Here is a 21,963-nt window from a genome sequence, read left to right as displayed (position 1 = left end):
GGATGATGTCGGTATCGTCTTTCATGGCGTATCGCTCCCTTTGGAGGTTCTGGCAGGCTTTGACACCCGCCTCGATACGCCGCCTTCTCAGGCCGCATCACCCATTTTCAGGCATAGCCCTTTCCCGATCCTCCAGTCGCTCGGCTAGGACGTTGTCGGCCAGCATGTGGCCGACCGTGTCAGAGTCGATGGCTACAACCGGACATGATCACCGACCTCGTCTGGCATCTGCGGCGGGTTCTGCATGTCAATGCGGACATGGACCGACCCGTTTGTGCAATACCAGCAGCCTTTATTTCCGACTCGCGGGAATTCCCTCGGCCTGAAAATCTGGATCTTGGCCATCAAGGGCTGGGGGCTTTGCTCGCAGTTGAGAACACCCGAACAGATATGTCGGCAAGTGAGCTTCGGGCGACAGCGGCGCGCAGAAGGGGTGCAAAGGCGGCACGGCTGGCGATCGCTGTTGTTCTGGACGGGACGGATCGCAGGACGGCTGCGGAGGTCTGCGGCATGGATCGGCGGACCCTGCGCGATTGGGTTCATCGCCACAGCGCCGAGGGAATTGCGGATCTGTCGAACCGGTATTGGTGGGACGCCGCCCCTGAACACTGAGCAGAAGGCAGAGCTGGCCCGGATGGTCCGTGAAGGGCCTGAGCTTAAGGCCGATGGGGTCGTGCGCTGGCGCTGCGCCGATCTCCAGCGCAAGATCAAGGACCGCCTTGGCGTGATCATGCGCAAGCGGACGGTTGGCAAGCAGCTGGCGGCCCTCGGCTTTCGCCGCGTCCCCAGCACCCCGAGTTCCGTTGGCGCAAGAGACATTCAAGAAAGGTTTGCCGCTACGGTAGGGCCAACCTGCCGGAGGCGGCACGTGGCAAGCCTCTGGTTTCAAGATGAAGCACGCGCGGGTCAGCAGGGGACGCTCACCCCGACTTGGGCGGACCGTGGAGCCCGCCCGCCCGCGCGCGCCACGCGACACCCGCTACAAATGGGCCTATATCTTCGGCGCCGTCTGCGCGGGCCACGCGCCACGACCGCAGCACCGGTCATGCCCCGGGCCGACACCTCCGCCATGAACGCCCACCTGGCCGATATCGCGCAAGCCGTTGCGCCAGGCGCTCACGCGGTGCTCGTGATGACCGCCGGATGGCATGGCTCCAGCGCTCTGCGCATCCCCGACAACATCACCATTGAGACGCTCCCGCCCTACGCGCCAGAGCTGAACCCGGTCGAGACATCTGAGCCTATTTGCGGGCGAACCATCGTGTCATCGCCGTATTCGACACCTACGACGACATCGTCGACCGATTCTGCGCCGCATGGAACGCCTTTGCAAATGACCCCCCGGATCAACTACGACGTGCGAATACGCGAGCGCGGTCAATGCTTCGGGCCGTCGGTATGAGACCGAAGGCGCAAGCCGGGATGCTATGATCTACAGGGCGCACGCTGCTCGAGGCAGCGCCGGGCGGGCAGCGGTTCAGGCACAGGCACGAGACGTTCCCGCAAGCACCGACAGGAAGATCCTCCAGCAGCAGGGCCCCGCGCCTCGCTGCGGCTTGTCCTGCCCGGCGCGAGCGTCGATAGGCTTGTGCGTCGGGCAGCTGAGGTATCGAGCCGTTGTTCCAGCAATGGCAATGTCGGACCTTTGGGCCACTGCCGTTGAGCGCTGCCACCTTGCAAGGCCGGTCCCACGCTTGCCGAGATCACGGCGAAGAAATGTGGTTTCTTTGCCTGCTCGTGATGAGAGATCAGCATCGCGCCTCCCGTCCCGAAGCTCGAGCAGGAGGGATCGTGCCACGAACTGGGCGGTCGGGCGGGTTCTTGTGCAAGCACCTGTGATGATGCAGCTATGCGCTGCGTACGGCGTCTATCATGCGCGCGACATTGTCCGGATCGGCATCGGGCGTGATGCCGTGGCCGAGGTTGAAGATGTGCGGGCCGTTCGAGAAGGCACGCGTGATCCTTTGCGCCTCGGCGACCAGTTCCCGCCCGCCGGTGACCATGTGACGCGGGTCGAGGTTGCCTTGGACGCAGCCGTCAATCTGAACATGCTCGGCTGCCCAATCGGCGGGGACCGAGTTGTCCAATGCCACGCAATCGGCCCCGGTGGCCCTGGCAAATCCGGCGTATCGGCCGCCTGCCTCGCGCGGGAAGGCGATGATCGGCACCGTGGGGTGACGCTCTTTCAACGCGCCGATGATCCTGCGCGCGGGCGCTAGAGCGAAGTCGTCGAAGTCGTCCCCTTGCAGGCTGCCCGCCCAGCTGTCGAACAGCTTGACGACCTCGGCCCCCGCCTCGATCTGCCGCGACAGGTAGTGGATCGTCGCGTCGGTGATCAGGTCGATCAGCCGCGTGAAGGTCTCGCGGTCGCTGTCCTTCAGTGCATGTGCCGGACCCTGATCCTTCGTGCCGCGGCCGGCGACCATGTAGGTCGCGACGGTCCAGGGCGCGCCGGCAAATCCGATCAGCGTCGTTTCCCGCGGCAGCTCGGCCGAGAGGATCCGTAGCGTCTGGTAGACCGGCGACAGCCGCTCGTCGATCTGGTCGGCGGGCTTCAACCGCGCCATGTCGGCGGCAGAGGTGATCGTCGACAGCCGGGGTCCTTCGCCGGTGACGAACCACAGGTCCGCCCCGAGCGCCTGCGGCACCAGAAGGATGTCTGCGAACAAAATCGCCGCGTCGAAGCCATAGCGCCGGATCGGCTGAAGCGTGACCTCGGCAGCGAGTTCCGGGTTGTAGCACAGCGACAGGAAGTCGCCGGCCTGTGCACGGGTGGCACGGTACTCGGGCAGGTAGCGACCAGCCTGTCGCATCATCCAGATTGGCGGGATCGGCAATGTTTCGCCCGCCAGGGCACGCAGCAGAAGTTTGGTCATGACACCTCCTGCGCCCCTTGAAGGCGAGGCGACAGACGTTGTCAAGCGCACGCCTGGCCGCTATGCGAGGGCCATGAAACAGATGCCCGACACATCCCGCCCGTTGCGGATCGGAACCCGCGGATCGGTCCTTGCGCTAGCCCAGGCCCACGAGACGCGAGACCGGCTGATGGCCGCCCACTCCCTGCCTGCCGACGCCTTCCAGATCGTCGCGATCAAGACGACAGGCGACCGCGTAACGGACCGGCCACTGAAGGAGATCGGCGGCAAGGGGCTGTTTACTCGCGAGATCGAGGAAGCGTTGGCCGAAGGGGTGATCGACATCGCCGTGCATTCCATGAAGGACATGCCCACGCTGCAGCCGGACAGGCTGGTCATTGACTGTTTTCTGCCGCGAGAGGACGTGCGGGATGCGTTCGTCAGCCCGCATGTTGGATCTATTGCGGAACTGCCGCAGGGGGCGGTCGTCGGCTCATCCAGCCTGCGGCGTCGGGCGCAACTGGCGCATCGCCGGCCGGACCTGCAGCTGGTCGAGTTCAGGGGAAACGTCCAGACGCGAATGCGCAAGCTGGATGACGGTGTGGCGGTCGCGACGTTTCTTGCGATGGCCGGCCTCAATCGGTTGAACATGGCCGACGTCGCCCGAAGTGCGATCGACCCGGCCGAGATGCTTCCTGCCGTGGCGCAGGGTGCCATCGGCATCGAACGGCGGCAGGACGATCGGGTTGTCGAGACCTTGCTCGCGGCGATCAATGACTCAGAGACGCAGCATCGCATCCTGGCAGAGCGCGCGTTCCTGGCGCGGCTGGACGGGTCGTGCCAGACCCCGATTGCAGGCCTCGCCGAAATCAGCGGTAACACGCTGACCTTGCGAGGCGAGATCCTGCGTCCGGATGGCAGTGCGGTTGTCGCCGCGATGCGCGAAGGCGCTGTCGCCGACGGGTCCGCCATGGGGGATGACCTGGCGCAGGAGCTGCTTGCCCGCGCCGGTCCGGGATTCATGGACGTCTGATCGAGGGGCGCCCAAATCGGGGGTCCGCCTGTCAGTAGCTTCGGATCAACCCGACAAGACGCCCTTGGATCCGCACCCGATCCTCGGGCAGCAGGCGCGTTTCGTAAGCGGGATTGGCCGCTTCGAGAGCGACCATCGAGCCCTTGCGGCGATAGTGCTTCAGGGTCGCCTCCTGATCGTCGACCAGCGCCACGACGATGTCGCCGTTCTCTGCCGTGTCCTGCTCTCGGATGACGACGACGTCGCCGTCGTTGATCCCGGCTTCGATCATCGAGTCACCCGTGACCTCGAGCGCGTAGTGATGCTCTCGGCCCGAGAGCATCGTGCCGGGAACGGCCACGTGATGCGACACCTCGGAGATGGCTTCGATCGGCACGCCGGCAGCAATCCGTCCCATCAGGGGAAGCTGCACGGCCGGGCTGTCGACGACCGTCAGCGCGCCGCGCGGTCGCGCAGGTCGCTGGTTCGTGATGACGCGAGGGGTGAAGGCAGGCTTGGCCTCCTCCTTCGGTGGCTCCGCCAGGTGGGCCAGGGCGTCGGGCAGGCGAAGAACCTCCAACGCGCGGGCGCGATGGGGCAGGCGGCGGATGAAGCCCCGCTCTTCCAGCGCGGTCACCAAGCGATGAATTCCGGACTTCGACCGGAGGTCCAGCGCGTCCTTCATCTCGTCGAACGAGGGCGGGACCCCGTCCCGCATCATCCGCTTCTGGATGAACCCCAGCAGTTCGATCTGCTTTCTTGTCAGCATGTCCCGCCCTTTGCGCAAATGTTCGTTCATTGTTCTAGCCCGCCGCCGGAATCACGTCAATCATCAGCGCATCGAACAATGAAAAAACGGTTAATTGTCAGCGGCGAAGCGGGATGAAGTCGACCGTCGAGCCTGCCGGGAGCGCCGGATCGTTCGGAGGTCGAACCAGCAGCGCGTCAGCCTGCGCCATCAGCGAAAGCCGCGCCGAATCCTGGTCAGCAAAGGGCCGGACGACAGGAAGCTGATCGCCAGCATCCAGCGCCGCGCGCAGATAATGCTGGCGCGGTCCCTCGACCGGCAGGTCGTGCGCCACGACGCCGCGCGAAAGGCGATCCGTGGCCGATAGCCCCTGCATCCGGCGGATGAGAGGTTGCATGAACAAGATCGCGCAAACCATTGCGGACACGGGGTTTCCTGGAAGGCCGATCATGGCGGCGTCTGCAAGCTTGCCGGCCATCAGCGGCTTTCCCGGCCGCATGGCAATCTTGTAGAACGCTCGGTCCAGCCCCAACTCGGCCGCGACCTTGGCGACCAGATCGTGATCCCCGACTGACGCCCCGCCTATGGTCACGATCAGGTCGGCGTCTCGTGCCGCGCCGAATCTCTGCCGCAGGCTGTCTTCGGTATCCGCGGCGATCGGAAGGATATCGACGATGGCGCCCGCGTCGCTTGCCAGCGCCGCGATGGCAAGATCGTTCGAACTGACGATCTGCCCGTCGGCGACAGGGCTTCCCGGTGGGACTAGTTCGTCGCCACCGGCTAGGATGGCGACGCGAGGGCGGCGGGCGACCGTGACCTCGGGGAGGTTCATCGCTGCCAGAAGGCCGATGTCGGCCGCCCCGAGGAGCCGTCCGGCGGCGACGATGTCACCTTCCGCAAAATCGTTCCCCCGGGTGCGGATATTCCGGCCGGACGATGTTTTCTCGATGGTCACGAACTCGCCGTCGACCGTGACATTTTCCTGAAGCTCGACATGATCATAGCCGGCAGGCACTTGCGCGCCGGTAAAGATCCGGACCGCCGTCCCTGCGGCGGAGGTACCGGACCACGGATGTCCCGCGGCGCTGGTGCCGATGACCCGCAGCGGTCCCGGAAGGTCCCGCAGTCTGGTGGCATACCCATCCATGGCCGAGGCATCGAAGGGCGGCTGCGTCAGACGCGATGCGGCAGGTTGGATCAGGACGCGCCCATTGGCCTGTGCAAGCGGCACGGTCTCCCCAAGCGGGGCAGCGGCCAGGGACAGGACCTTGGCCAGCGCCTCATGGACCGAGATCAAGGCTGCGCCTCGTAGAGGCCGGACTTGCCGCCGTCCTTGCGCAGAAGGCGAATGCCACTTATCTCCATGGTTTTTTCCGCCGCCTTCAGCATGTCGTAGATCGTGAGGCAGGCGGTGGTGACGGCGGTCAGTGCCTCCATCTCGACCCCGGTGCGGCCTGTCGTGCGGACGGTGGCCGTGACGCGGATGCCGGGCAGGGCCGGGTCGGGGAACAGGTCGAGCGCGACCTTGCTGATCGGCAGCGGGTGGCAGAGCGGGATCAGGTCGGCCGTGCGCTTCGCCCCCATGATCCCCGCCAGCCGGGCGACCCCCAGCACGTCGCCCTTCGCGGCGCCGCCCTGCGCCAGTTCCAGCGTCGGCGCCGTCATGATGACGCAACCAGTGGCCACGGCTTCCCGCATCGTCTCGGCCTTGCCCGAGACGTCGACCATATGCGCCTGGCCGGACTGATCGAAATGCGTGAGGCTCATGCAGCTACGTCCAGGATGGTGCGCGTGGCGGCGCTGACATCGGCCTGCCGCATCAGGCTTTCACCGATCAGGAAGCGGCAGGCGCCGCAATCCATCATCTGCTTCAGGTCCCCGGCACTGAACAGCCCGCTTTCGCAGACGACATGGCGCCCCGTCGGAATGCGCGGCGCAAGTTCGCGCGTTACGTCAAGTGTAACCTCGAACGTCCTGAGATTGCGGTTGTTTATACCGATCAGCGGCGACTTCAGGCGCAGCGCCCGGTCCAACTCGGCGGCATCGTGGACCTCGATCAGGGCATCCATGCCCCAATGGGTCGCTGCGTCTTCCAGCTCGGCCGCGAGAACGTCGTCGACCGAGGCCATGATGATCAGGATGCAATCGGCACCCCAGGCCCGTGCCTCGGTGACCTGATAGGTATCGTGGAGGAAATCCTTGCGCAGCGCCGGGAGGTCGCAGGCCTCGCGAGCGGCCACCAGATAGTCCGGCGCGCCCTGAAAACTTGGCCCGTCGGTCAGGACCGAAAGGCAGGCCGCGCCGCCTTCGGCATAGGCGCGGGCCAAGGCGGGCGGGTCGAAGTCCGGCCGGATCAAGCCCTTGGACGGGCTCGCCTTCTTGATCTCGGCGATCAGGGCGGGACCGGTGGCGGCGGCGCGGTCGAGCGCGCGGGCAAAGCCACGGGGTGCCGACGCCTCGCGCGCGGCAGCCTCGACATCGGCCAGCGGGCAGGCGGCCATGGCGGCCGCGATCTCTTCCAGCTTGTAGGCCTTGATCTTTTCCAAAATATCCATGGCAGCGTTTTATCCCGATGCGCCCCTTGGGGAAAGGGGCCAGTGCGTTCAGCCGGACCAGTCGATCGGCGCCTGCCCCTGGGCCACCAGCCAGTTGTTGATACGGCTGAACGGACGGCTGCCGAAGAACCCCCGGCGCGCCGACAGTGGCGACGGATGGGCCGTTGCGATCAGCAGATCCTGCGGGCGGGGCAGGCCCGCCAGCGTCTTTTGCGCGTGATTGCCCCACAGAAGGAACGCCAGCGGATGGTGGCGCTGCGCTTCGGCCACGGCGGCGCGGGCAAGGCGGCTCCACCCCCACGAGGCGTGGGCGCCGGCCTGACCGGGAATGACCGAGAGCGCGCTGTTCAGCAAAAGAACGCCCTGATGCGCCCAATGCGACAGGTCGCCGGTGACCGGGACGGATCCGATGTCGTCCCGGAGTTCCTGGAAGATGTTCTTCAGCGACCGCGGCAGAGGCGTTTCGGGCGTGACGGAAAACGCCAACCCATTGGCGTGGCCCGGCGTCGGGTAGGGGTCCTGACCCAGGATGACGACGCGAACGGCTTCCGGCGGCGTGGCCTCCAACGCGGCGAAGACGCGGTCCGGGCCGGGCAGAAAGGCGGTGCCCGCCAGGCGGTCGCGGATCAGCGGCCAGTCGTCGCGGAAGAAGGGCAAGCCAGCCCAGGCAATGGGCGGCTTCACACTTCGGGTGCCCCTGTGACTTGCGCCAGCTGCGCCAGCCGGGCCTTGGCAGCGCCGCTGTCGATTGATTCGGCCGCCAGTGCCGCACCGTCGCGCAGATCCGTGACCTTGCCGGCCACGAGGAGCGCGGCCGCCGAATTCAGCAGCACGGCGTCCCGATAGGCCCCGGCGGTGCCGTCCAGAAGCGCGCGGAAGGCGGCCGCGTTGTGCGACGGCTCCCCTCCGACGATGGCCTCGAACGGGTGGCGGGGCAGGCCCGCATCCTCGGGCGAGACGGTGAATTCGGTGATCTGGCCGTCATGCAACGCGGCGACATGGCTTTCGGCGGCAATCGACAGCTCGTCCGTGCCGTCGCCGCCATGCACCAGCCACGCCGCGTCAGAACCCAGGTCGCGCAGAACCTCGGCCATGGGGCGGATCCAGTCGGCGCTGAAGGCACCGGTCAGCTGACGGCGGACGGCGGCGGGGTTCGTCAGCGGACCCAGCAGGTTAAAGACCGTGCGCGTGCCAAGTTCGGCCCGGGGCGGGCCGACATGGCGCATGGCGGGGTGGTGCATCGGCGCCATCATGAAGCAGATGCCCGCACGGTCCAGCGCCTGCTGCGCCACCGCCGGGCCGCCCATAACGTTGATGCCCATTTGCACCAGCGCATCGGCCGCACCGGATTTCGACGACAGGTTGCGGTTGCCGTGCTTGGCGACCGGCACCCCGGCCCCGGCCACAACGAAGGCCGTTGCGGTCGAGATGTTCAGCGTGCCCTTGCCGTCGCCACCCGTGCCGACGATGTCCATCGCGCCTTCCGGGGCACGCACGCGGTTCATGCGGGCGCGCATGGCGCGGGCGGCGGCGGCTATCTCCTGCACGGTTTCGCCGCGGACGCGTAGCGCCATCAGCAGCCCGCCGATCTGCGCGGGTGTCGCCGCCCCGTCGAAGAGGGCCGAGAATGCGGCCTCGGCTTCGGGGCCGGTCAGGGGGCGGGTGGCGGCAAGGCCGATCAGCGGCCGGATGTCGGTGGTCATGCGGCGTCCCTGTGCGGCGTGCAGCGCGACAGAAAGCTGCGGATCATCTCGTGTCCGTGTTCGGACGCGATGGATTCGGGGTGGAACTGGACCCCCTCGATGGGCAGGTCGCGGTGGACCAGCCCCATGATCGTGCCGTCGCCCGAGGTCGCGGTGACGCGCAGGCAGTCGGGCAGGCTTTCCGGTTCGACCGTCAGGGAATGATAGCGCGTGGCGTTCAGGGGCGAGGGCAGGCCCGCGAACACGCCCGTCCCGTCATGGCTGATGGCGTCGACCTTTCCGTGCAGGATGCGTCCCGCGCGCACGATCCGACCGCCGAACGCTTCGCCGATGGCCTGGTGGCCAAGGCAGACGCCCAGCATCGGCAGCGCCCGGTCGGATGCTGCGCGGATCAGGTCGAGGCAGATGCCCGCCTGCGCCGGATCGCAGGGCCCCGGCGAGATGACGATGCCGTCCGCGCCCATGTCCAGCGCCTCGTCGACCGAGATCTGGTCGTTGCGGCGCACGACGACCTCGGCCCCCGCCTCGCCCATGTAATGCACGAGGTTCCAGGTGAAGCTGTCGTAGTTGTCGATCAGAAGGATCATCGGGGCACCTTGAGGCATGGCGGTTGAGGCGGCGAGTTGAAGGGGCGGTTTCCCCCCGCAAATGCGTCCGCTATAGATGGGCCAAAGCGCGACCGGGGGTCAAGACCGGCCGGGACGATAGCATGGCAGCTCGAGGGTCGGATGGCACGTGGATTTCTGGCGGGGTTGGTGCATGGCGGGCTGCTGAGCGTGGCCGCGCTGGCGGGCCTGTCCCTGCTGGCGCCGCTGCCCAGGCAGCCCGAACCGGTGCCAGCCGTCGACGAGGCGCCGACTGATCCCGCGCCGGCGGTCGAACCGGAGCCTGTGGAGGCGCAGCCGGACGTGCCCGCCTTGGCGCCCGCGGATGCTGCGCCTCTGCCGTCCGCACCCGGCGAAACGGCCAGCGTCGGCACCGCCCCCGAGCCGGAAACGCTGGACCTTCCAGCCGGATCGGAGTTCGGGCGTGCCGGCGACCTTCTCCCCGTGCTGCCGGTCCCGGGCGGTGCCGCGCCACGTGCCGAACTGGCCGAGCCGCCGGCCGCGCCGACGCAGGACGCGGGCACGGTGCCGCCGATCGCGACGGGCGATCCCGTGCGACCCGAAACCGAAGCCGATACCCGAGGCCCCGCGCTGCCACAGTCCGGCGAGGATGCGCCGGCGCTGACGCTGCCTTCGCCGTCGTCCAGGTCGGTGCCGCGGGACGCGCCCGCGACCTTGTCGGCCCCGGCGCCCGACGTGGCGCAGGATGCGCTGCCCCATGTTGCCCCCGAGGCTGCGGCAAGCCCCGAGGGCGCCCCGCGCCTGCCCAGCCCTGCGCTGGACCTGTCCCTGCCGCCCGACCTGACCGACATCCGCCGTTTGGAGCGCGACTGACATGCATCCCCTGAACCCCGCCATCGCAGCCACCTTCGCACCCCCGGTCATGGAGGCGCGGCGCTGGCTGTCCGGTGTCACCTTTCCCGCCGACCGGCCGCTGATCAACGTCAGCCAGGCCGCGCCGGTCGACCCGCCGCCCGAGGGGCTGCGCCAAGCCATCGCCGATGCGGCGATGATGCGCCCCGAGGCGCATCTCTATGGCTCGGTTCTTGGCAATGGTGATCTGCGGGATGCGGTGGCGGCCGAGTTCTCGGCCTCATATGGCGGACCTGTCTCGGCGGGGCAGGTGGCGATCACGCAAGGCTGCAACCAAGCCTTCTGTGCCGCCATGTCGACCCTGGCGGGGCCGGGTGACCAGGTCATCGTCCCGACCCCCTGGTACTTCAATCACAAGATGTGGCTGGACATGTCGGGCGTCCAGACGGTGACGCTGCCCTGCGGCGACAGCATGCTGCCGGACCCCGACCGGGCGCGCGCGCTGATCGGGCCGCGGACGCGGGCCATCGTGCTCGTGACGCCGAACAACCCCTCGGGCGCGGAATATCCGGCCGAACTGATGAGCCGCTTCTTCGACCTTGCACAGGAGCACGGGCTGGCGCTGGTCGTGGACGAGACCTATCGCGACTTCGACAGCCGCGACGCCGCGCCGCACGATCTCTTGACGCGGCCGGACTGGGATCGGACGCTGATCCAGCTCTATAGTTTCTCCAAGGCCTTCCGCCTGACCGGCCACCGCGTCGGCGCGATCGTCGCCGGAGAGGCGCGGCTGGCCGAGGTCGAGAAGTTCCTCGACACTGTGTCCATCTCGGCATCGCAGCTGGGGCAGATCGGCGCAGTCTGGGGCATGACCCACCTGCGGCAATGGCTGGCCGGCGAACGGGCCGAGATCCTGTCCCGCCGCGCCGCGACGGCTTCCGCACTTGGCGCCCTGCCGGGCTGGCGGCTGAAGAGCGTCGGGGCCTATTTTGCCTGGGTCGAACATCCGTTCGCGGAAAGCTCGGCCGGTCTTGCGCGGCGGATGGTGCGCGACATCGGCGTGCTGGCCTTGCCCGGCACGATGTTCTCGCCCGCCGACGATCCGACGGGGGCCCGCCACCTGAGGGTGGCCTTTGCCAACGTCGATGCCGCGGGAATCGCGGTGCTGGCGGCGCGGCTGAGGGACCTGCGGCCTGATCCACTTGTGGCGCGGCCTGCGTCGTCCTAAAGACGGCAACGACACGACCACGAGGAAGGCCGCGCCATGTCACAGCTGCGAACCAAGGGCAAATCGTCCATCGTCTGGATCCTGATGGGTCTGATGGTGCTGGGGCTGGGGGGCTTTGGTGTCACCAGCTTCTCGGGTGGCACCAGCGAGGTCGCCTCGGTGGGCGAGACCTCGATCAGCGCCGACGATTATGCGCGCTCGCTGCAGCAGGAAATGCGGGCGTTCTCGCAGCAGGCCGGCCAGCAGATCACCATGCAGCAGGCGCAGCAGATGGGTCTGCCGCAGGCGGTGCAGGCGCGGCTGATCGCCGCCGCGGCACTGGCCGAACAGGCACGCCGCATCGGCGTATCCGTGGGTGACGCGCAAGTCGCGCAGACGATCATGCAGGCCGACGCGTTCAGCGGCCCGAACGGCAGCTTCGACCGCACCGCCTATGGTGAAATCCTGCGTCGCGAACGCTTGACCGAGGCCGAGTTCGAAGCCGATGTCCGCGCCGACGAGGCCCGCCTGCTGCTGCAGCGCGCCGTTGCCGGCGGCGTGCAGACGCCCGAGCCGATGGTCGACCTCACAACCCGCTGGCTGCTGGAGACCCGCGACTTCAGTTGGCGCGAACTGACCGAGGACGACCTGCCCGCGCCCGTGGCCGAGCCTGACGAGGACACCCTGCGCGCCTGGCACGAAGCCAATGGCGATCGCTTCACCGCACCTGAAAAGCGCCGCATCAGCTATGCCTGGGCAACGCCCAACATGCTCTCCTCGGACGTGCAGTTGGACGAGGCCGCGCTGCGCGCCGTCTATGACCAGAACATCGCCGAGTTCCAGCAGCCCGAGCGTCGGCTGGTCAGCCGCCTGGTCTTCCCGGATGCCGAAGGGGCCCAGGCCGCGCGCGCGCAGATCGACGCCGGCGAAAAGCCGTTCGAGGCGGTCGTGATCGAACGCGGCCTGACGCCGGAGGACGTCGACCTGGGCGAGGTCACCGCGGCCGACCTGGGTGCCGCCGCGTCCGAGGTCTTCGCGCTGGAACAGCCGGGCGTCGTCGGGCCGATCCAGACCGACCTCGGCCCGGCGCTGTTTTCCGTCAACGCGATCCTCGACCCGGTCGACGTGTCCTTCGAGGAGGCGCGCGACGACCTGCGCGCTGAGGCGGCGCTGAGCGCCGCTTCCCGGATGATCCAGGACCGCGCGGCCGATTACGAAGACCTGCTGGCAGGCGGGGCCACGCTGGAGGATCTTGCCGGGGAAACCGAGCTGGAACTGGGCCAGATCGACTGGACTGCCGAGGGAACGCCGACCGAAGGCGGCATCGAGGGGTACGAGGCGTTCCGCGAACGCGCGGCCGAGATCCAGACCAGCGACTTCCCGCAGCTGTTCGAACTGGCAGACGGCGGCGTCTTCGCGCTGCGGCTGGACGAGACGGTCCCGCCGACGCTGATGCCGTTCGAGAGCGTGCGCGACGACGTCCTGGCCGACTGGCGCAAGGCCGAGGTGCAGCGCCAGCTGCTGGCCCTTGCGGCCGAGCAGCGCGTGGCCGCCGTGGCCGAAACGGCGCCGGTGCCCGAAGTCTCGACCGCCGGGGCGAACGGCACGGTCGCCAATCCGGGGCGGCAGCCTGCCGCGCCCCAGCCGGTCGTCGCGCCGGAACAGCAGTGGACGACCGAGGAGGATCTGTCGCGCAGCGACTGGATGGACGGTCTGCCGCCGCAGCTGCTGTCGCAAGCCTTCGAACTGTCCGAGCCCGGAGAGGTCGACGTGGTCGATGCCGGCGACCGGGTCTTCGTGCTGCGCCTCGATGCGATCAATGATGCCGACCTAGAGACCGAGAATGCCGGTCCGATTCGGCAGGCGGTGCAGGCGCGGCTGGACCAGTCGATCCAGGCCGACATCTTCGACTATTACACCCGCCACATCCAGCGCGGCGCCGAACTGCAGCTGAACCAGCAGGCGATCAACGCCATCAACGCACAAGTGCAGTGATGCAGCTGACGCCGGATTTTGACGCCTTCGAAGCCGAATGGAAGGCCGGCCGCAACCAGCTGGTGACGATCCGGCTGGCGGCCGACCTGGACACGCCGGTTAGCCTGATGCTGAAGCTGGCCGAGGCCGCGCCCCAGAGCTTCATGCTGGAATCCGTGACCGGGGGCGAGGTTCGGGGGCGCTATTCCATCGTCGGGATGAAGCCCGACCTTGTCTGGGACTGTCGCGACGGACGCGCGCGGATCAACCGGCACGCGCGCTTTGCGCCCGATTTCGAGGACGACCCCCGCCCGGCGCTGGACAGTCTGCGCGCGCTGATCGCCGAAAGCCGGATCGAGACAATGCCGGACGGCGTGCCGCCTGTCGCGGCGGGCCTTTTCGGCTATCTGGGCTATGACATGATCCGGCTGGTCGAGAACCTGCCCCACGTGAACCCCGACCCGCTGAACCTGCCCGATGCAATGCTGATGCGACCTTCGGTCGTGGCCGTGCTGGACGGGGTGAAGGGCGAGGTGACGCTGTGTGCCCCCGCCTGGCACAACGGTGGCGACACTGCCCGCGCCGCCTATGCCCGCGCCGCCGAGCGTGTCATGGACGCGCTGCGGTCGCTGGACCGGCAACCGTCAGAGCCGCGCGCTCTGGGCGACGAGGCCCAGATCGGCGTGCCCGTGTCGAACTTCGCCAAGCCGGATTACCTGGCCGCGATAGAAAAGGCCAAGGATTACATTCGCGCGGGCGACATCTTCCAGGTCGTGCCAAGCCAGCGCTGGCGGATGGACTTTCCGCTGCCGCCCTTCGCGCTTTACCGCAGCCTGCGGCGCACCAACCCGTCGCCCTTCATGTTCTTCCTGAACATGGGCGCCTTCCAGATCGTCGGGGCGAGCCCCGAGATCCTGGTGCGCCTGCGCGACGGAGAGGTCACGATCCGCCCCATTGCCGGCACCCGAGCCCGCGGCGCCGACGAAGCCGAGGACCGCGCGCTCGAGGCTGACCTGCTGTCGGACCAGAAAGAGCTGGCCGAACACCTGATGCTGCTGGACCTGGGCCGCAACGACGTCGGCCGCGTGGCCAGGCCCGGCACCGTGCGGCCGACCGAGAAGTTCGTGATCGAACGCTATAGCCACGTGATGCACATCGTCTCGAACGTCGTCGGAGAGCTGCGCGAGGGTGAGGACGCGCTGTCGGCGCTGCTGGCCGGCCTGCCGGCGGGCACCGTTTCCGGCGCGCCCAAGGTCCGTGCGATGGAGATCATCGACGAGCTGGAGCCGGAAAAGCGTGGCGTTTATGGCGGCGCCGTCGGCTACTTCGCTGCGAACGGCGAGATGGACATGTGCATCGCCCTGCGCACGGGTGTGGTCAAGGACCAGGCGCTCTATATCCAAGCGGGCGGGGGGGTCGTCTATGACAGCGACCCCGAGGCCGAGTTCCAGGAAACCGTGAACAAGAGCCGCGCCTTGCAGCGTGCGGCAGAAGGCGCGGCGCGCTTCGTTCGCGGCAACGGTTGAGCGCACGAAAAAGGGCGGCCCATGGGCCGCCCTTTCGTGATGGGTCGAAGGATCAGTTCGCCGGCGCAGTCTCGGTGGTGCTGTCCGCCGGCTCGGTCTCGATGACCTCGGTTTCGGCAGGCTCGGTCTCCATGGTCTCGGTTTCCATGGGCTCCACTTCCATGGGCTCGGTGTCCATCGGCTGGGTTTCCATGGCACCGCTGTCGGCCGGCTCTTCCATGACCTCGGTCGCGGCCGGCTCGGCTGCCGGGTCCATGGCAGGCGCGGTGGTGCCCATGCCGCCAGTGGCCATCGGATCTGCCGCGGGGTCGGCCGTGCCGGCGGCGGGATCGGTCATCATGTCGCCTGCCGGCTGCTCCTGCTCGCGGAAGACGTATTCCGGGGCGGCTTCAGCCTCTTCTTGCGTCAGGTCCGACGTGATCTCCTGCGCGTCCGAGTTCACGGTCAGCTCTTCCCACGGTAGCGCAATCTGCTTTTCGCCAATTCCGAGGAAACCGCCGACGCCGATGATCGCGGCCTTCATCTCGCCGGTATCGCCGTCAACGATGAGGTCGCTGATCGAGCCGATGTTCTCATCGGTGGGCGATGTAACGGTCGTGCCGGTGATCCAGTCCACGCGCCATTCGTTCGCGGCCTGCTGCTGTTCGACCTTTTCAGCGGCCGACGCAGCGGCAGCGCCATCATCCGTGGCTTCCATCTCGGTTGCCGGCATTTCGGCCGCGGGATCGGTGGTCGGCTCTGTCGCCATCGGGGCGGTGCCCATGGTGTCGGCGCCGGTCGCCGGATCGGTGGCAGCGTCCTGGGCCTGGGCGGCAAACGCGACGGGCAGGGCGAAGGCAGTGGTCAAAAGAAGCTTGCGCATGTCTTTCTCCTGTGTGTGACGCAGGATGGTCGTGCACCCCGCGATTGGATGCACAATGCGCATGCGGCGCTTCGGGTTCCGCCTTTGCAACGGGCGGATGCCGGAACTTCATCAACCCGTCGTGAAATGTCAGTCCTCGCCGCGGAACGGCTGCACGTATTGCAGCGCCATGTCCCAAGGGAAGAAGATCCAGGTGTCCTGGCTGACCTCGGTCACATACGAGGCGACCATCGGCTTGCCCTTGGGCTTGGCATAGACGGTGGCGAGGTGCGCCTTGGGATACATCTCCCGGATCAGTTCCAGCGTGCGACCGGAATCCACCAGGTCGTCCACCACAAGGATACCCTCGCCGTCGCGCATCAACTCGGCATCAGGCCGCTTCAGGACCTCCAGCTGACCTTGGCCGGCCTCAGAGGCAACGCCTTTGTAGGACCGGATCGAGATCGTGTCGATGGTTCGGATATCCAGCTCTCTCGCGACGATCATCGCCGGCACCAGGCCACCGCGGGTAACGGCGACGACGGCGCGCCATTCGGTTCCATCCAGACGCCAGGCCAGCGCACGCGCATCGCGATGCAGCTGATCCCAGCTGACGTGAAAGCCCTTTTCGTGGGGCAGGCGGTCGTTCACGGTCAGGTCTCCTTCAAGGCCGCAGGACCAGGGATGCACCAAGGGCCGCAATCGCAAGCCCGGCCGCCCGGTCAATCCAGAATTTCGCTGCATAATAGCGCCGCCGCAGGATCGGAAGCGCCATCAGGCTGGCCAGTCCGGTATAGAAGAACAGTTCGACCGACAAGGCCACAGCGTAGATTGCCCCCTTATCCGCCAGCCCCAGCCGGGCGGGGAAGATCGACAGCAGCACCGCCGAATAAAAAAGCGCCGGCTTGGGGTTCGAGAGGTTCAGCGCCAGGCCTGACAGCATCGTCATGCCGCGCCCTTTCGCAGGGTCCGGCAGGGGATCGGCCGCGTGACGCCATAGCTTGCTGCCAACCCAGACCAGGTAGAGGCCGCCCAGCACCTTCATCAGGACCAGCGTCCAGGGGGCTACGCGGAACAGCGCCGTCAGCCCCAGCAGTGCAAAGAGGCACCAGGCCGACGCACCGATGGCGAGGCCCCAGCCATAGGTCAGCGCGCGCCTTCGCCCCAGCGCAAAGGCGCCCTGGCTGACCGCAATGACCCCGGGCCCCGGCGACAAAATCGCCACCGCCAGGGTGGCGACGAAGACGCCCAGTTGCTCGGCCGTGATCCCGATCATCGTCCTGTCGCGTAGAGCACCTCGGCCTCAGTCCTTCTTGACGGTCGCGATGTCGGGCGCGTCGACCGCCTTCATGCCGACCACGTGATAGCCCGCATCGACGTGATGGGTCTCTCCGGTGACGCCGGCGCCGAGACGCGACAGCAGATAAAGCGCCGAGTTCCCCACATCCTCTTGGGTGACATTTCGGCGCAGCGGAGAGTTCAGTTCGTTCCACTTCATGATGTAGCGGAAGTCGCCGATACCGCTGGCCGCCAGCGTCTTGATCGGCCCGGCGCTGATCGCGTTGACGCGGATGCCGTCCTTGCCGAAGTCTTCGGCCAGGTAACGCACGCTGGCTTCCAGTGCGGCCTTGGCGACGCCCATCACGTTGTAATGCGGCATGACCCGTTCGGCGCCGTAATAGGTCAGCGTCAGCATCGACCCGCCATTCTTCATCATCGCGGCCGCGCGGCGCGCGACGGCGGTGAAGGAATAGACTGAAATGTCCATCGTCATCAGGAAGTTGTCGCGCGTTGTTTCGGCATAGCGGCCGCGCAGCTGCTCCTTGTCGGAAAAGCCGATGGCGTGGACGATGAAGTCGATCCCGTCCCACTGCGCGCCCAGTGCAGCGAAGAGTGCGTCGATGGACGTCTCGTCCGACACGTCGCAGGGCAGAACCGTGGTCGAGCCGAGCTGCGCCGCCAGTGGATCGACCCGCTTCTTCAGCGCCTCGCCCTGGTAACTGAACGCCAGTTCCGCCCCTTCGGCCGCCAGCGCCTTCGCGATGCCCCAGGCAATCGACTTGTCGTTGGCCAGCCCCATGATGAGACCCCGCCTGCCGGCCATCAGCCCTGATTTTTGCTCGCTTGACATGTGCCGTCCCTCGCGGTTTCAACCCTTTGAGCGGTGTTAGGCCAACTGTCATGCCGCATCAAGCACAAGGAAGCCGCAATGATCGATCGGGCTGGTATCTTCGCGGGCGACGACCCGTTCGACATCGTCCGGTCGTGGCTGGACGAAGCCAAGCAGCAAGAGCCGAACGATCCCAATGCCATCGCCCTGGCCACGGTGGACGAGGACGGTCTGCCCGACGTTCGCATGGTCCTGCTGAAGGACATCGACGGGCAGGGCGCCGACGGGTCATTCGTGTTCTACACCAACTACGACAGCGCGAAGGGCCGGCAGATCGCGTCCAGCGGCAAGGCAGCCTTCGTGATGCACTGGAAGTCGCTTCGCCGGCAGATCCGCGTCCGGGGCACGGTGTCGCGCGAAGAGGGTCCGCAGGCCGACGCGTATTACGACAGCCGCGCCTTGCAAAGCCGCCTTGGCGCGTGGGCCTCCGGCCAGTCGCAGCCGCTTTCCAGCCGCAACGCCCTGGTGGCCGAGGTTGCCCGGGTCGGTCTGCAGCAAGGAACACGTCCCAGGCGCCCGCCGTTCTGGGGCGGGTTCCGGATCAGGCCGAGCCAGATCGAATTCTGGGCCGACGGAGCGTTCCGGCTGCATGACCGGTTCGTGTGGACGCGTGACGGCGCGGATCGGTGGCAAATCGCCCGTCTTGCTCCTTGACCTTGACGAAACGCATCACGGGGCAGAGATTGGTTCTGTTGCGGGTTTCCTTGAACGACGTAAGGTGCTGTATTGTAGTCGCCTTGGGGCCATTCTAGTGTCCCCCGGCTGGTAAAGATGAACGAACATGAGATTGCGATGACTGACGATGGTGGCCTCAAGCTCGCAAACGGGTTGGTCAAGTGGTTTGACCCGACCAAGGGCTATGGCTTCATCCTGGATGACAACGGCGGAACTGATATCCTGCTGCATGCCAATGTGCTGCGCAATTTCGGCCGCAGTTCGGTGGCTGACCAGTCTCGCGTAAGCGTTCTGGTGCAGGAGACCCGACGCGGCGTCCAGGCGGCCGAGGTGGTGTCCATCGAGCCGCCGGCTTCAGACGGCCAGCCGCCCATCGCCGATCTCGACATCGAGATCATCGAGCATCTCGACAGCCTGCCGCTGCGGCCTGCGCGGGTGAAGTGGTTCGACAAGTCCAAGGGCTTCGGTTTCGCCAACATCTTCGGTCATTCCGAGGATGTGTTTATTCATATCGAGGTTCTGCGCCATTCCGGTTTTGCTGACCTTGCCATCGGTGAAGCAGTCTGCATCCGCGTTGTCGAAGGGCCACGCGGCCTGATGGCGGCGCAGATCTCGGCCTGGGACAACGCCCTGCCGCCGCGGTCGGATGAACTGCCCGACGATGACGGCGACATTGTGGCGCATGTTGCCGAGTAGGATTGCCTGCGCCCTCGCGCTTGCCACCTGCATCGTCCAGGGCGCCGCCCTTGCGCAGGACGCCTCGTTCGCGGGGCCCGCGGCCCAGTGCGAGGCCAACCGGCTGCTGGTCAGGGTCGCCGAGAGCACTGCCCTGTCCTTCGATGTCGAGGTTGTCGATACGCCTGAAAGCCGTGCCCGTGGGCTGATGTTCAGGACCGACCTGCCGGCCGGGCAGGGGATGCTCTTCATTTACGAAAGCCCGCAGCCGGTCAGCTTCTGGATGCGCAACACCCTGATCCCGCTGGACATGGTCTTCATCGACGCCACCGGCGTCATCCGCCACATCCACCGCAACGCGACCCCGCTGGACGAGACGCCGATCCCCGGCGCCGCCGTCGGCGATCCGGCTCCGGAACGGCTGATGGTGCTGGAGATTGCAGGCGGCGAGGCGGCGCGGCTCGGTCTGGAACCGGGTCAGCGCATCGGTTATCCTGCAATTGACGACAAAGAAGCGTCCTGGCCCTGCGCCTAGCTCTTTTCACGGCCGCAACGATGGGCTAAAGCGACCACGTCGGGGCGTAGCGCAGCCTGGTAGCGCGACGGTTTTGGGTACCGTAGGCCGGAGGTTCGAATCCTCTCGCCCCGACCACTACTTAGTCCTCATTTACCCTCTACGGTTTGCACCGTGGTTTGCAGCTTTGTCCGCCGTTCGGCCTGCATCAGCTTCTCTACAAGGCCGTCAGACATCGCCGGTGAGAGGGCGACGTAGCGTTCGATCACCTCTGCCGCGTGCTTCAATGACCAGCCCATGTGCGTAGCGATCTCCTTGAGGTCAGTCCCAGCTTCCAGCAGTCGTGTCGCAGCGGTGCCCCGAGCGTCATAGAGGCGAAGGTCCGAGCGGACCTTTAGCTTGTCCCGCCACTCGCTGACTGCATCTCCCAGATAGTTCTCGTGCTAATAGGGCTGACCCGCCTTGTTCACCATCAGCCGTGACTGTCCTTCCGGCGTAGCATCTATAAGCGCGGCCGTGCGCTCCGTGACCGGGATCGACGCCAGTCGCTTGCGTTTCTGCGTCCACGTCACGACGCGGCGCCCGTGGCGTGCAATGGATATGCTCGGGCGCGAGGCGGCTCAGGTCGCCGGGGCGCAGGCCCGTCTCCAGCGCGATTGCCAGGATGCGCCAGACGTGTGCCGGCGCGCCTGCCTCGAACCGCTCCACCTCTTCGGGCATCCAGAATATCTCGGCCCGCTGGCTCTTGTAGATGCCTTTGACGTTCTGCAGCTGGTGCGCCCTGATCCGGCCCCTATCATGCGCGAAGCCGATGATTCTCTGCAGGTGGCGGAGCCGGTCGTCGCCGACTTTCCCGCCGATCTTGTCGCGCCAGTCCAGCGCCTGCGTCCTGATTCGCGGATCTTCCATCGCGGCGATGGGGGCATCCCCGAACTTGGCGTCGATGCCGTTCTCAGGGTGGCTGACCGACCGCCGCATGTCCACTTGTGTGCGTGGCGCGAGTTGAGCGAAGTCCTGGCGGTCGAGGAAGTGCAGGATGATTGAGCGGAATTTGCCCTGCGAGGCGGTGCCTGTCTTACTGGCGGCCGAAAACGCCGCGGTGTACTCAGGCGACCCCAAGCGGATGGCGCTGGCGCTGTCCCAGAACTTCACCGCCCCTTGCCCCGGCCGACATAGTGATGCTCCCGCACGGTGCCGTCAGCCATGCGCTTCTTGACCTTGTTGATGCCTCGCAACACGACGCGCGTCATTTCTCGAACCAATTGTCCACTTCGTTGCGAGCCGCCTGTTTCGGCTCGGGGGCAGTATGCGTGCCGTCTAGCGTCACCTCGATAACCGACTGCGGGTCGATCTCGCGCCCGACCTTCACGGCGCGGCGCATCTGGGCTTCGGTGAAGGTGGCGCGGCGTCCCATCACTCCTTCCCCTCCTTCGGCTTCGGCACCGCGCACCCTGCGCAGCACGGGCGCCCCTCGGGTGTGGCGACAAGCGGGCGGGGCTGATGGCAGCAGGGGCAGGTCATGGGGTGCTCCTGCCGTTGCGGGAAGCATCAACTATTTCGAGCGTTCTCATCAGGCTCTCGATGGCAGCGGTCGTACCGCTCTTCTCTTGCAGCCGTTCTAGGCTTATCCAGAAGTTGACGGCCATGAGAACAAGAATTGCGACTAAGATCGCTGCCGATTTATCGCGGTCCATCTCACGCTCCTCCATTGCGGCGAAGGGCGCGGATATCTTGGAAGATACCCTCGGCAATGCTGCCGCCCCAGATAGCCGCTTCCTCGCCGCAGTAGTATTCTCCGTCCTAATCGCGACCGGCGTGGTCACGGTGGAATTCCGCCTTTTCAGCCGCCGCCTAAAGAGCCTCTTCCAAATCGCAGCCCCCTCGGCGCGGGCGGTGGTGAGGGCGGCGATCAGCATGGAAACGATATCAGGGTTTGCCGCCGCAATGTGATCCGCTAGCCCGTCGATGTGGCCTGACGGGGTTGTGTCTCGGACCTGGTGGAAATTGGCTGGCGGCGTGATCTGCAGGTGGACACTCACCCGTCCGACCGGCGGCGGCAACGCCAGGGAGATCACGCCATGAAGCAGAAT

Annotated in this window: 26 protein-coding genes and 1 tRNA gene; 11 read left to right on the top strand and 16 right to left on the bottom strand. The window is 66.7% G+C overall.

Annotation, left to right across the window (positions count from 1 at the left end; translation table 11 throughout):
* Positions 1–204: 204 nt before the first annotated feature.
* Both OC159_RS17830 and OC159_RS17825 read left to right on the top strand, forming a co-directional pair.
* Entirely contained in the window at positions 205–612 is a 408-nt protein-coding gene (locus OC159_RS17830) for a helix-turn-helix domain-containing protein (protein WP_265502548.1), read from the top strand.
* 22 nt (positions 613–634) lie between these two features.
* On the top strand, positions 635–1,402 hold the full coding sequence (locus tag OC159_RS17825) for a transposase (RefSeq protein ID WP_322626744.1): 768 nt from the start codon (positions 635–637) through the stop codon (positions 1,400–1,402).
* A 445-nt stretch (positions 1,403–1,847) separates the two neighbouring features.
* On the opposite strand, the gene hemE is transcribed toward OC159_RS17825, so the two are convergent.
* The gene (hemE, locus tag OC159_RS17820) at positions 1,848–2,876 is read right to left on the bottom strand and encodes a uroporphyrinogen decarboxylase (protein WP_265502545.1); all 1,029 of its coding nucleotides are present in this window, start codon (positions 2,874–2,876) and stop codon (positions 1,848–1,850) included.
* 73 nt (positions 2,877–2,949) lie between these two features.
* Here hemE and hemC point away from each other — a divergent pair, with 73 nt between their 5' ends.
* On the top strand, positions 2,950–3,888 hold the full coding sequence (hemC, locus tag OC159_RS17815) for a hydroxymethylbilane synthase (protein ID WP_407674151.1): 939 nt from the start codon (positions 2,950–2,952) through the stop codon (positions 3,886–3,888).
* Between the two features lie 31 nt (positions 3,889–3,919).
* Here the strand turns inward: hemC and lexA are convergent, their stop codons facing one another.
* The 7 genes from lexA to OC159_RS17780 all read right to left on the bottom strand — a co-directional run bounded on the left by lexA (position 3,920) and on the right by OC159_RS17780 (position 9,460).
* Entirely contained in the window at positions 3,920–4,636 is a 717-nt protein-coding gene (lexA, locus tag OC159_RS17810; protein WP_265502544.1) for a transcriptional repressor LexA, read from the bottom strand.
* 97 nt (positions 4,637–4,733) lie between these two features.
* Positions 4,734–5,912 (bottom strand): molybdopterin molybdotransferase MoeA, encoded by a 1,179-nt coding sequence (locus tag OC159_RS17805; RefSeq protein ID WP_265502543.1) that lies wholly within the window; start codon positions 5,910–5,912, stop codon positions 4,734–4,736.
* Entirely contained in the window at positions 5,909–6,382 is a 474-nt protein-coding gene (gene moaC / locus OC159_RS17800; protein WP_265502542.1) for a cyclic pyranopterin monophosphate synthase MoaC, read from the bottom strand. Before moaC ends, OC159_RS17805 begins: the two co-directional genes overlap by 4 nt.
* Positions 6,379–7,170, bottom strand: a complete 792-nt coding sequence (gene trpC, locus OC159_RS17795) for an indole-3-glycerol phosphate synthase TrpC (RefSeq protein ID WP_265502541.1) — start codon at positions 7,168–7,170, stop codon at positions 6,379–6,381. Before trpC ends, moaC begins: the two co-directional genes overlap by 4 nt.
* Before the next feature lie 48 nt (positions 7,171–7,218).
* Positions 7,219–7,854 carry a uracil-DNA glycosylase gene (locus OC159_RS17790; protein ID WP_265502540.1) on the bottom strand — a complete coding sequence of 212 codons (636 nt, stop codon included), beginning with the start codon at positions 7,852–7,854 and terminating at the stop codon, positions 7,219–7,221.
* Positions 7,851–8,873: an anthranilate phosphoribosyltransferase gene (gene trpD / locus OC159_RS17785; RefSeq protein WP_265502539.1), complete on the bottom strand. Its 1,023-nt coding sequence runs from the start codon at positions 8,871–8,873 to the stop codon at positions 7,851–7,853. The genes OC159_RS17790 and trpD overlap by 4 nt, the downstream gene beginning before the upstream one ends.
* Positions 8,870–9,460 carry an anthranilate synthase component II gene (locus tag OC159_RS17780; protein WP_265502538.1) on the bottom strand — a complete coding sequence of 197 codons (591 nt, stop codon included), beginning with the start codon at positions 9,458–9,460 and terminating at the stop codon, positions 8,870–8,872. Before OC159_RS17780 ends, trpD begins: the two co-directional genes overlap by 4 nt.
* A 141-nt stretch (positions 9,461–9,601) precedes the next feature.
* Here OC159_RS17780 and OC159_RS17775 point away from each other — a divergent pair, with 141 nt between their 5' ends.
* Genes OC159_RS17775 through trpE form a run of 4 tightly spaced genes read left to right on the top strand, consistent with a single transcriptional unit; the run spans position 9,602 to position 14,998 of the window.
* Positions 9,602–10,312, top strand: coding sequence for a hypothetical protein (locus OC159_RS17775; protein ID WP_265502537.1), 711 nt, complete (start codon positions 9,602–9,604; stop codon positions 10,310–10,312).
* A 1-nt stretch (position 10,313) separates the two neighbouring features.
* Positions 10,314–11,519: an aminotransferase gene (locus OC159_RS17770; RefSeq protein WP_265502536.1), complete on the top strand. Its 1,206-nt coding sequence runs from the start codon at positions 10,314–10,316 to the stop codon at positions 11,517–11,519.
* A 36-nt stretch (positions 11,520–11,555) separates the two neighbouring features.
* Positions 11,556–13,493, top strand: a complete 1,938-nt coding sequence (locus tag OC159_RS17765; RefSeq protein WP_265502535.1) for a peptidylprolyl isomerase — start codon at positions 11,556–11,558, stop codon at positions 13,491–13,493.
* The gene (gene trpE / locus OC159_RS17760; protein WP_265502534.1) at positions 13,493–14,998 is read left to right on the top strand and encodes an anthranilate synthase component I; all 1,506 of its coding nucleotides are present in this window, start codon (positions 13,493–13,495) and stop codon (positions 14,996–14,998) included. Before OC159_RS17765 ends, trpE begins: the two co-directional genes overlap by 1 nt.
* Before the next feature lie 52 nt (positions 14,999–15,050).
* On the opposite strand, the gene OC159_RS17755 is transcribed toward trpE, so the two are convergent.
* From OC159_RS17755 to fabI, 4 genes are all read right to left on the bottom strand, one after another.
* Positions 15,051–15,860 carry a PRC-barrel domain-containing protein gene (locus OC159_RS17755; RefSeq protein WP_265502533.1) on the bottom strand — a complete coding sequence of 270 codons (810 nt, stop codon included), beginning with the start codon at positions 15,858–15,860 and terminating at the stop codon, positions 15,051–15,053.
* A 129-nt stretch (positions 15,861–15,989) separates the two neighbouring features.
* Entirely contained in the window at positions 15,990–16,490 is a 501-nt protein-coding gene (gene gpt / locus OC159_RS17750) for a xanthine phosphoribosyltransferase (protein WP_265502532.1), read from the bottom strand.
* 13 nt (positions 16,491–16,503) lie between these two features.
* Positions 16,504–17,115, bottom strand: coding sequence for a LysE family translocator (locus OC159_RS17745; protein WP_265502531.1), 612 nt, complete (start codon positions 17,113–17,115; stop codon positions 16,504–16,506).
* Positions 17,116–17,142: 27 nt separating this feature from the next.
* A complete protein-coding gene (gene fabI / locus OC159_RS17740; RefSeq protein WP_265502530.1) occupies positions 17,143–17,970 on the bottom strand; it encodes an enoyl-ACP reductase FabI in 828 nt (275 codons plus the stop codon).
* A 78-nt stretch (positions 17,971–18,048) separates the two neighbouring features.
* Between fabI and pdxH the strand changes: the two genes are divergently transcribed.
* The 4 genes from pdxH (at position 18,049) to OC159_RS17720 (ending at position 20,011) form a co-directional block, all read left to right on the top strand.
* Positions 18,049–18,663 (top strand): pyridoxamine 5'-phosphate oxidase, encoded by a 615-nt coding sequence (gene pdxH / locus OC159_RS17735; RefSeq protein ID WP_265502529.1) that lies wholly within the window; start codon positions 18,049–18,051, stop codon positions 18,661–18,663.
* Positions 18,664–18,801: 138 nt separating this feature from the next.
* Entirely contained in the window at positions 18,802–19,380 is a 579-nt protein-coding gene (locus tag OC159_RS17730; protein WP_265502528.1) for a cold-shock protein, read from the top strand.
* Entirely contained in the window at positions 19,367–19,894 is a 528-nt protein-coding gene (locus OC159_RS17725) for a DUF192 domain-containing protein (RefSeq protein WP_265502527.1), read from the top strand. Before OC159_RS17730 ends, OC159_RS17725 begins: the two co-directional genes overlap by 14 nt.
* A 40-nt stretch (positions 19,895–19,934) precedes the next feature.
* A tRNA-Pro gene (locus OC159_RS17720) sits at positions 19,935–20,011 on the top strand.
* 11 nt (positions 20,012–20,022) lie between these two features.
* Here the strand turns inward: OC159_RS17720 and OC159_RS17715 are convergent.
* From OC159_RS17715 to OC159_RS17700, 4 genes are all read right to left on the bottom strand, one after another.
* Positions 20,023–20,172, bottom strand: a complete 150-nt coding sequence (locus OC159_RS17715; protein WP_265502526.1) for a hypothetical protein — start codon at positions 20,170–20,172, stop codon at positions 20,023–20,025.
* A gap of 67 nt (positions 20,173–20,239) precedes the next feature.
* A complete protein-coding gene (locus tag OC159_RS17710; protein ID WP_265502525.1) occupies positions 20,240–21,025 on the bottom strand; it encodes a hypothetical protein in 786 nt (261 codons plus the stop codon).
* A gap of 94 nt (positions 21,026–21,119) precedes the next feature.
* Positions 21,120–21,287, bottom strand: coding sequence for a hypothetical protein (locus tag OC159_RS17705; protein WP_265502524.1), 168 nt, complete (start codon positions 21,285–21,287; stop codon positions 21,120–21,122).
* 103 nt (positions 21,288–21,390) lie between these two features.
* A partial coding sequence (locus OC159_RS17700) for a hypothetical protein (protein ID WP_265502523.1) occupies positions 21,391–21,963 on the bottom strand: 573 nt, incomplete at its 5' end.

Source organism: Paracoccus beibuensis, from assembly GCF_026162625.1.
In the GTDB taxonomy this organism is placed as follows: domain Bacteria; phylum Pseudomonadota; class Alphaproteobacteria; order Rhodobacterales; family Rhodobacteraceae; genus Paracoccus; species Paracoccus beibuensis.
The sequence above is the reverse complement of the archived record's forward strand: the minus strand, read 5'-3'. Positions and strand labels throughout refer to the sequence as shown.

What these genes read in the sequence shown, in the direction of transcription:
- OC159_RS17830 (WP_265502548.1), top strand. Translation starts at nt 205, where the DNA reads ATGATCACCGACCTCGTCTGGCATCTGCGGCGGGTTCTGCATGTCAAT.
- OC159_RS17825 (WP_322626744.1), top strand. Translation starts at nt 635, where the DNA reads ATGGTCCGTGAAGGGCCTGAGCTTAAGGCCGATGGGGTCGTGCGCTGG.
- hemE (WP_265502545.1), bottom strand. Translation starts at nt 2,876, where the DNA reads ATGACCAAACTTCTGCTGCGTGCCCTGGCGGGCGAAACATTGCCGATC.
- hemC (WP_407674151.1), top strand. Translation starts at nt 2,950, where the DNA reads ATGAAACAGATGCCCGACACATCCCGCCCGTTGCGGATCGGAACCCGC.
- lexA (WP_265502544.1), bottom strand. Translation starts at nt 4,636, where the DNA reads ATGCTGACAAGAAAGCAGATCGAACTGCTGGGGTTCATCCAGAAGCGG.
- moaC (WP_265502542.1), bottom strand. Translation starts at nt 6,382, where the DNA reads ATGAGCCTCACGCATTTCGATCAGTCCGGCCAGGCGCATATGGTCGAC.
- trpC (WP_265502541.1), bottom strand. Translation starts at nt 7,170, where the DNA reads ATGGATATTTTGGAAAAGATCAAGGCCTACAAGCTGGAAGAGATCGCG.
- trpD (WP_265502539.1), bottom strand. Translation starts at nt 8,873, where the DNA reads ATGACCACCGACATCCGGCCGCTGATCGGCCTTGCCGCCACCCGCCCC.
- OC159_RS17780 (WP_265502538.1), bottom strand. Translation starts at nt 9,460, where the DNA reads ATGATCCTTCTGATCGACAACTACGACAGCTTCACCTGGAACCTCGTG.
- OC159_RS17775 (WP_265502537.1), top strand. Translation starts at nt 9,602, where the DNA reads ATGGCACGTGGATTTCTGGCGGGGTTGGTGCATGGCGGGCTGCTGAGC.
- OC159_RS17770 (WP_265502536.1), top strand. Translation starts at nt 10,314, where the DNA reads ATGCATCCCCTGAACCCCGCCATCGCAGCCACCTTCGCACCCCCGGTC.
- OC159_RS17765 (WP_265502535.1), top strand. Translation starts at nt 11,556, where the DNA reads ATGTCACAGCTGCGAACCAAGGGCAAATCGTCCATCGTCTGGATCCTG.
- trpE (WP_265502534.1), top strand. Translation starts at nt 13,493, where the DNA reads ATGCAGCTGACGCCGGATTTTGACGCCTTCGAAGCCGAATGGAAGGCC.
- OC159_RS17755 (WP_265502533.1), bottom strand. Translation starts at nt 15,860, where the DNA reads ATGCGCAAGCTTCTTTTGACCACTGCCTTCGCCCTGCCCGTCGCGTTT.
- OC159_RS17745 (WP_265502531.1), bottom strand. Translation starts at nt 17,115, where the DNA reads ATGATCGGGATCACGGCCGAGCAACTGGGCGTCTTCGTCGCCACCCTG.
- fabI (WP_265502530.1), bottom strand. Translation starts at nt 17,970, where the DNA reads ATGTCAAGCGAGCAAAAATCAGGGCTGATGGCCGGCAGGCGGGGTCTC.
- pdxH (WP_265502529.1), top strand. Translation starts at nt 18,049, where the DNA reads ATGATCGATCGGGCTGGTATCTTCGCGGGCGACGACCCGTTCGACATC.
- OC159_RS17730 (WP_265502528.1), top strand. Translation starts at nt 18,802, where the DNA reads ATGACTGACGATGGTGGCCTCAAGCTCGCAAACGGGTTGGTCAAGTGG.
- OC159_RS17725 (WP_265502527.1), top strand. Translation starts at nt 19,367, where the DNA reads ATGTTGCCGAGTAGGATTGCCTGCGCCCTCGCGCTTGCCACCTGCATC.
- OC159_RS17715 (WP_265502526.1), bottom strand. Translation starts at nt 20,172, where the DNA reads ATGGGCTGGTCATTGAAGCACGCGGCAGAGGTGATCGAACGCTACGTC.
- OC159_RS17705 (WP_265502524.1), bottom strand. Translation starts at nt 21,287, where the DNA reads ATGGGACGCCGCGCCACCTTCACCGAAGCCCAGATGCGCCGCGCCGTG.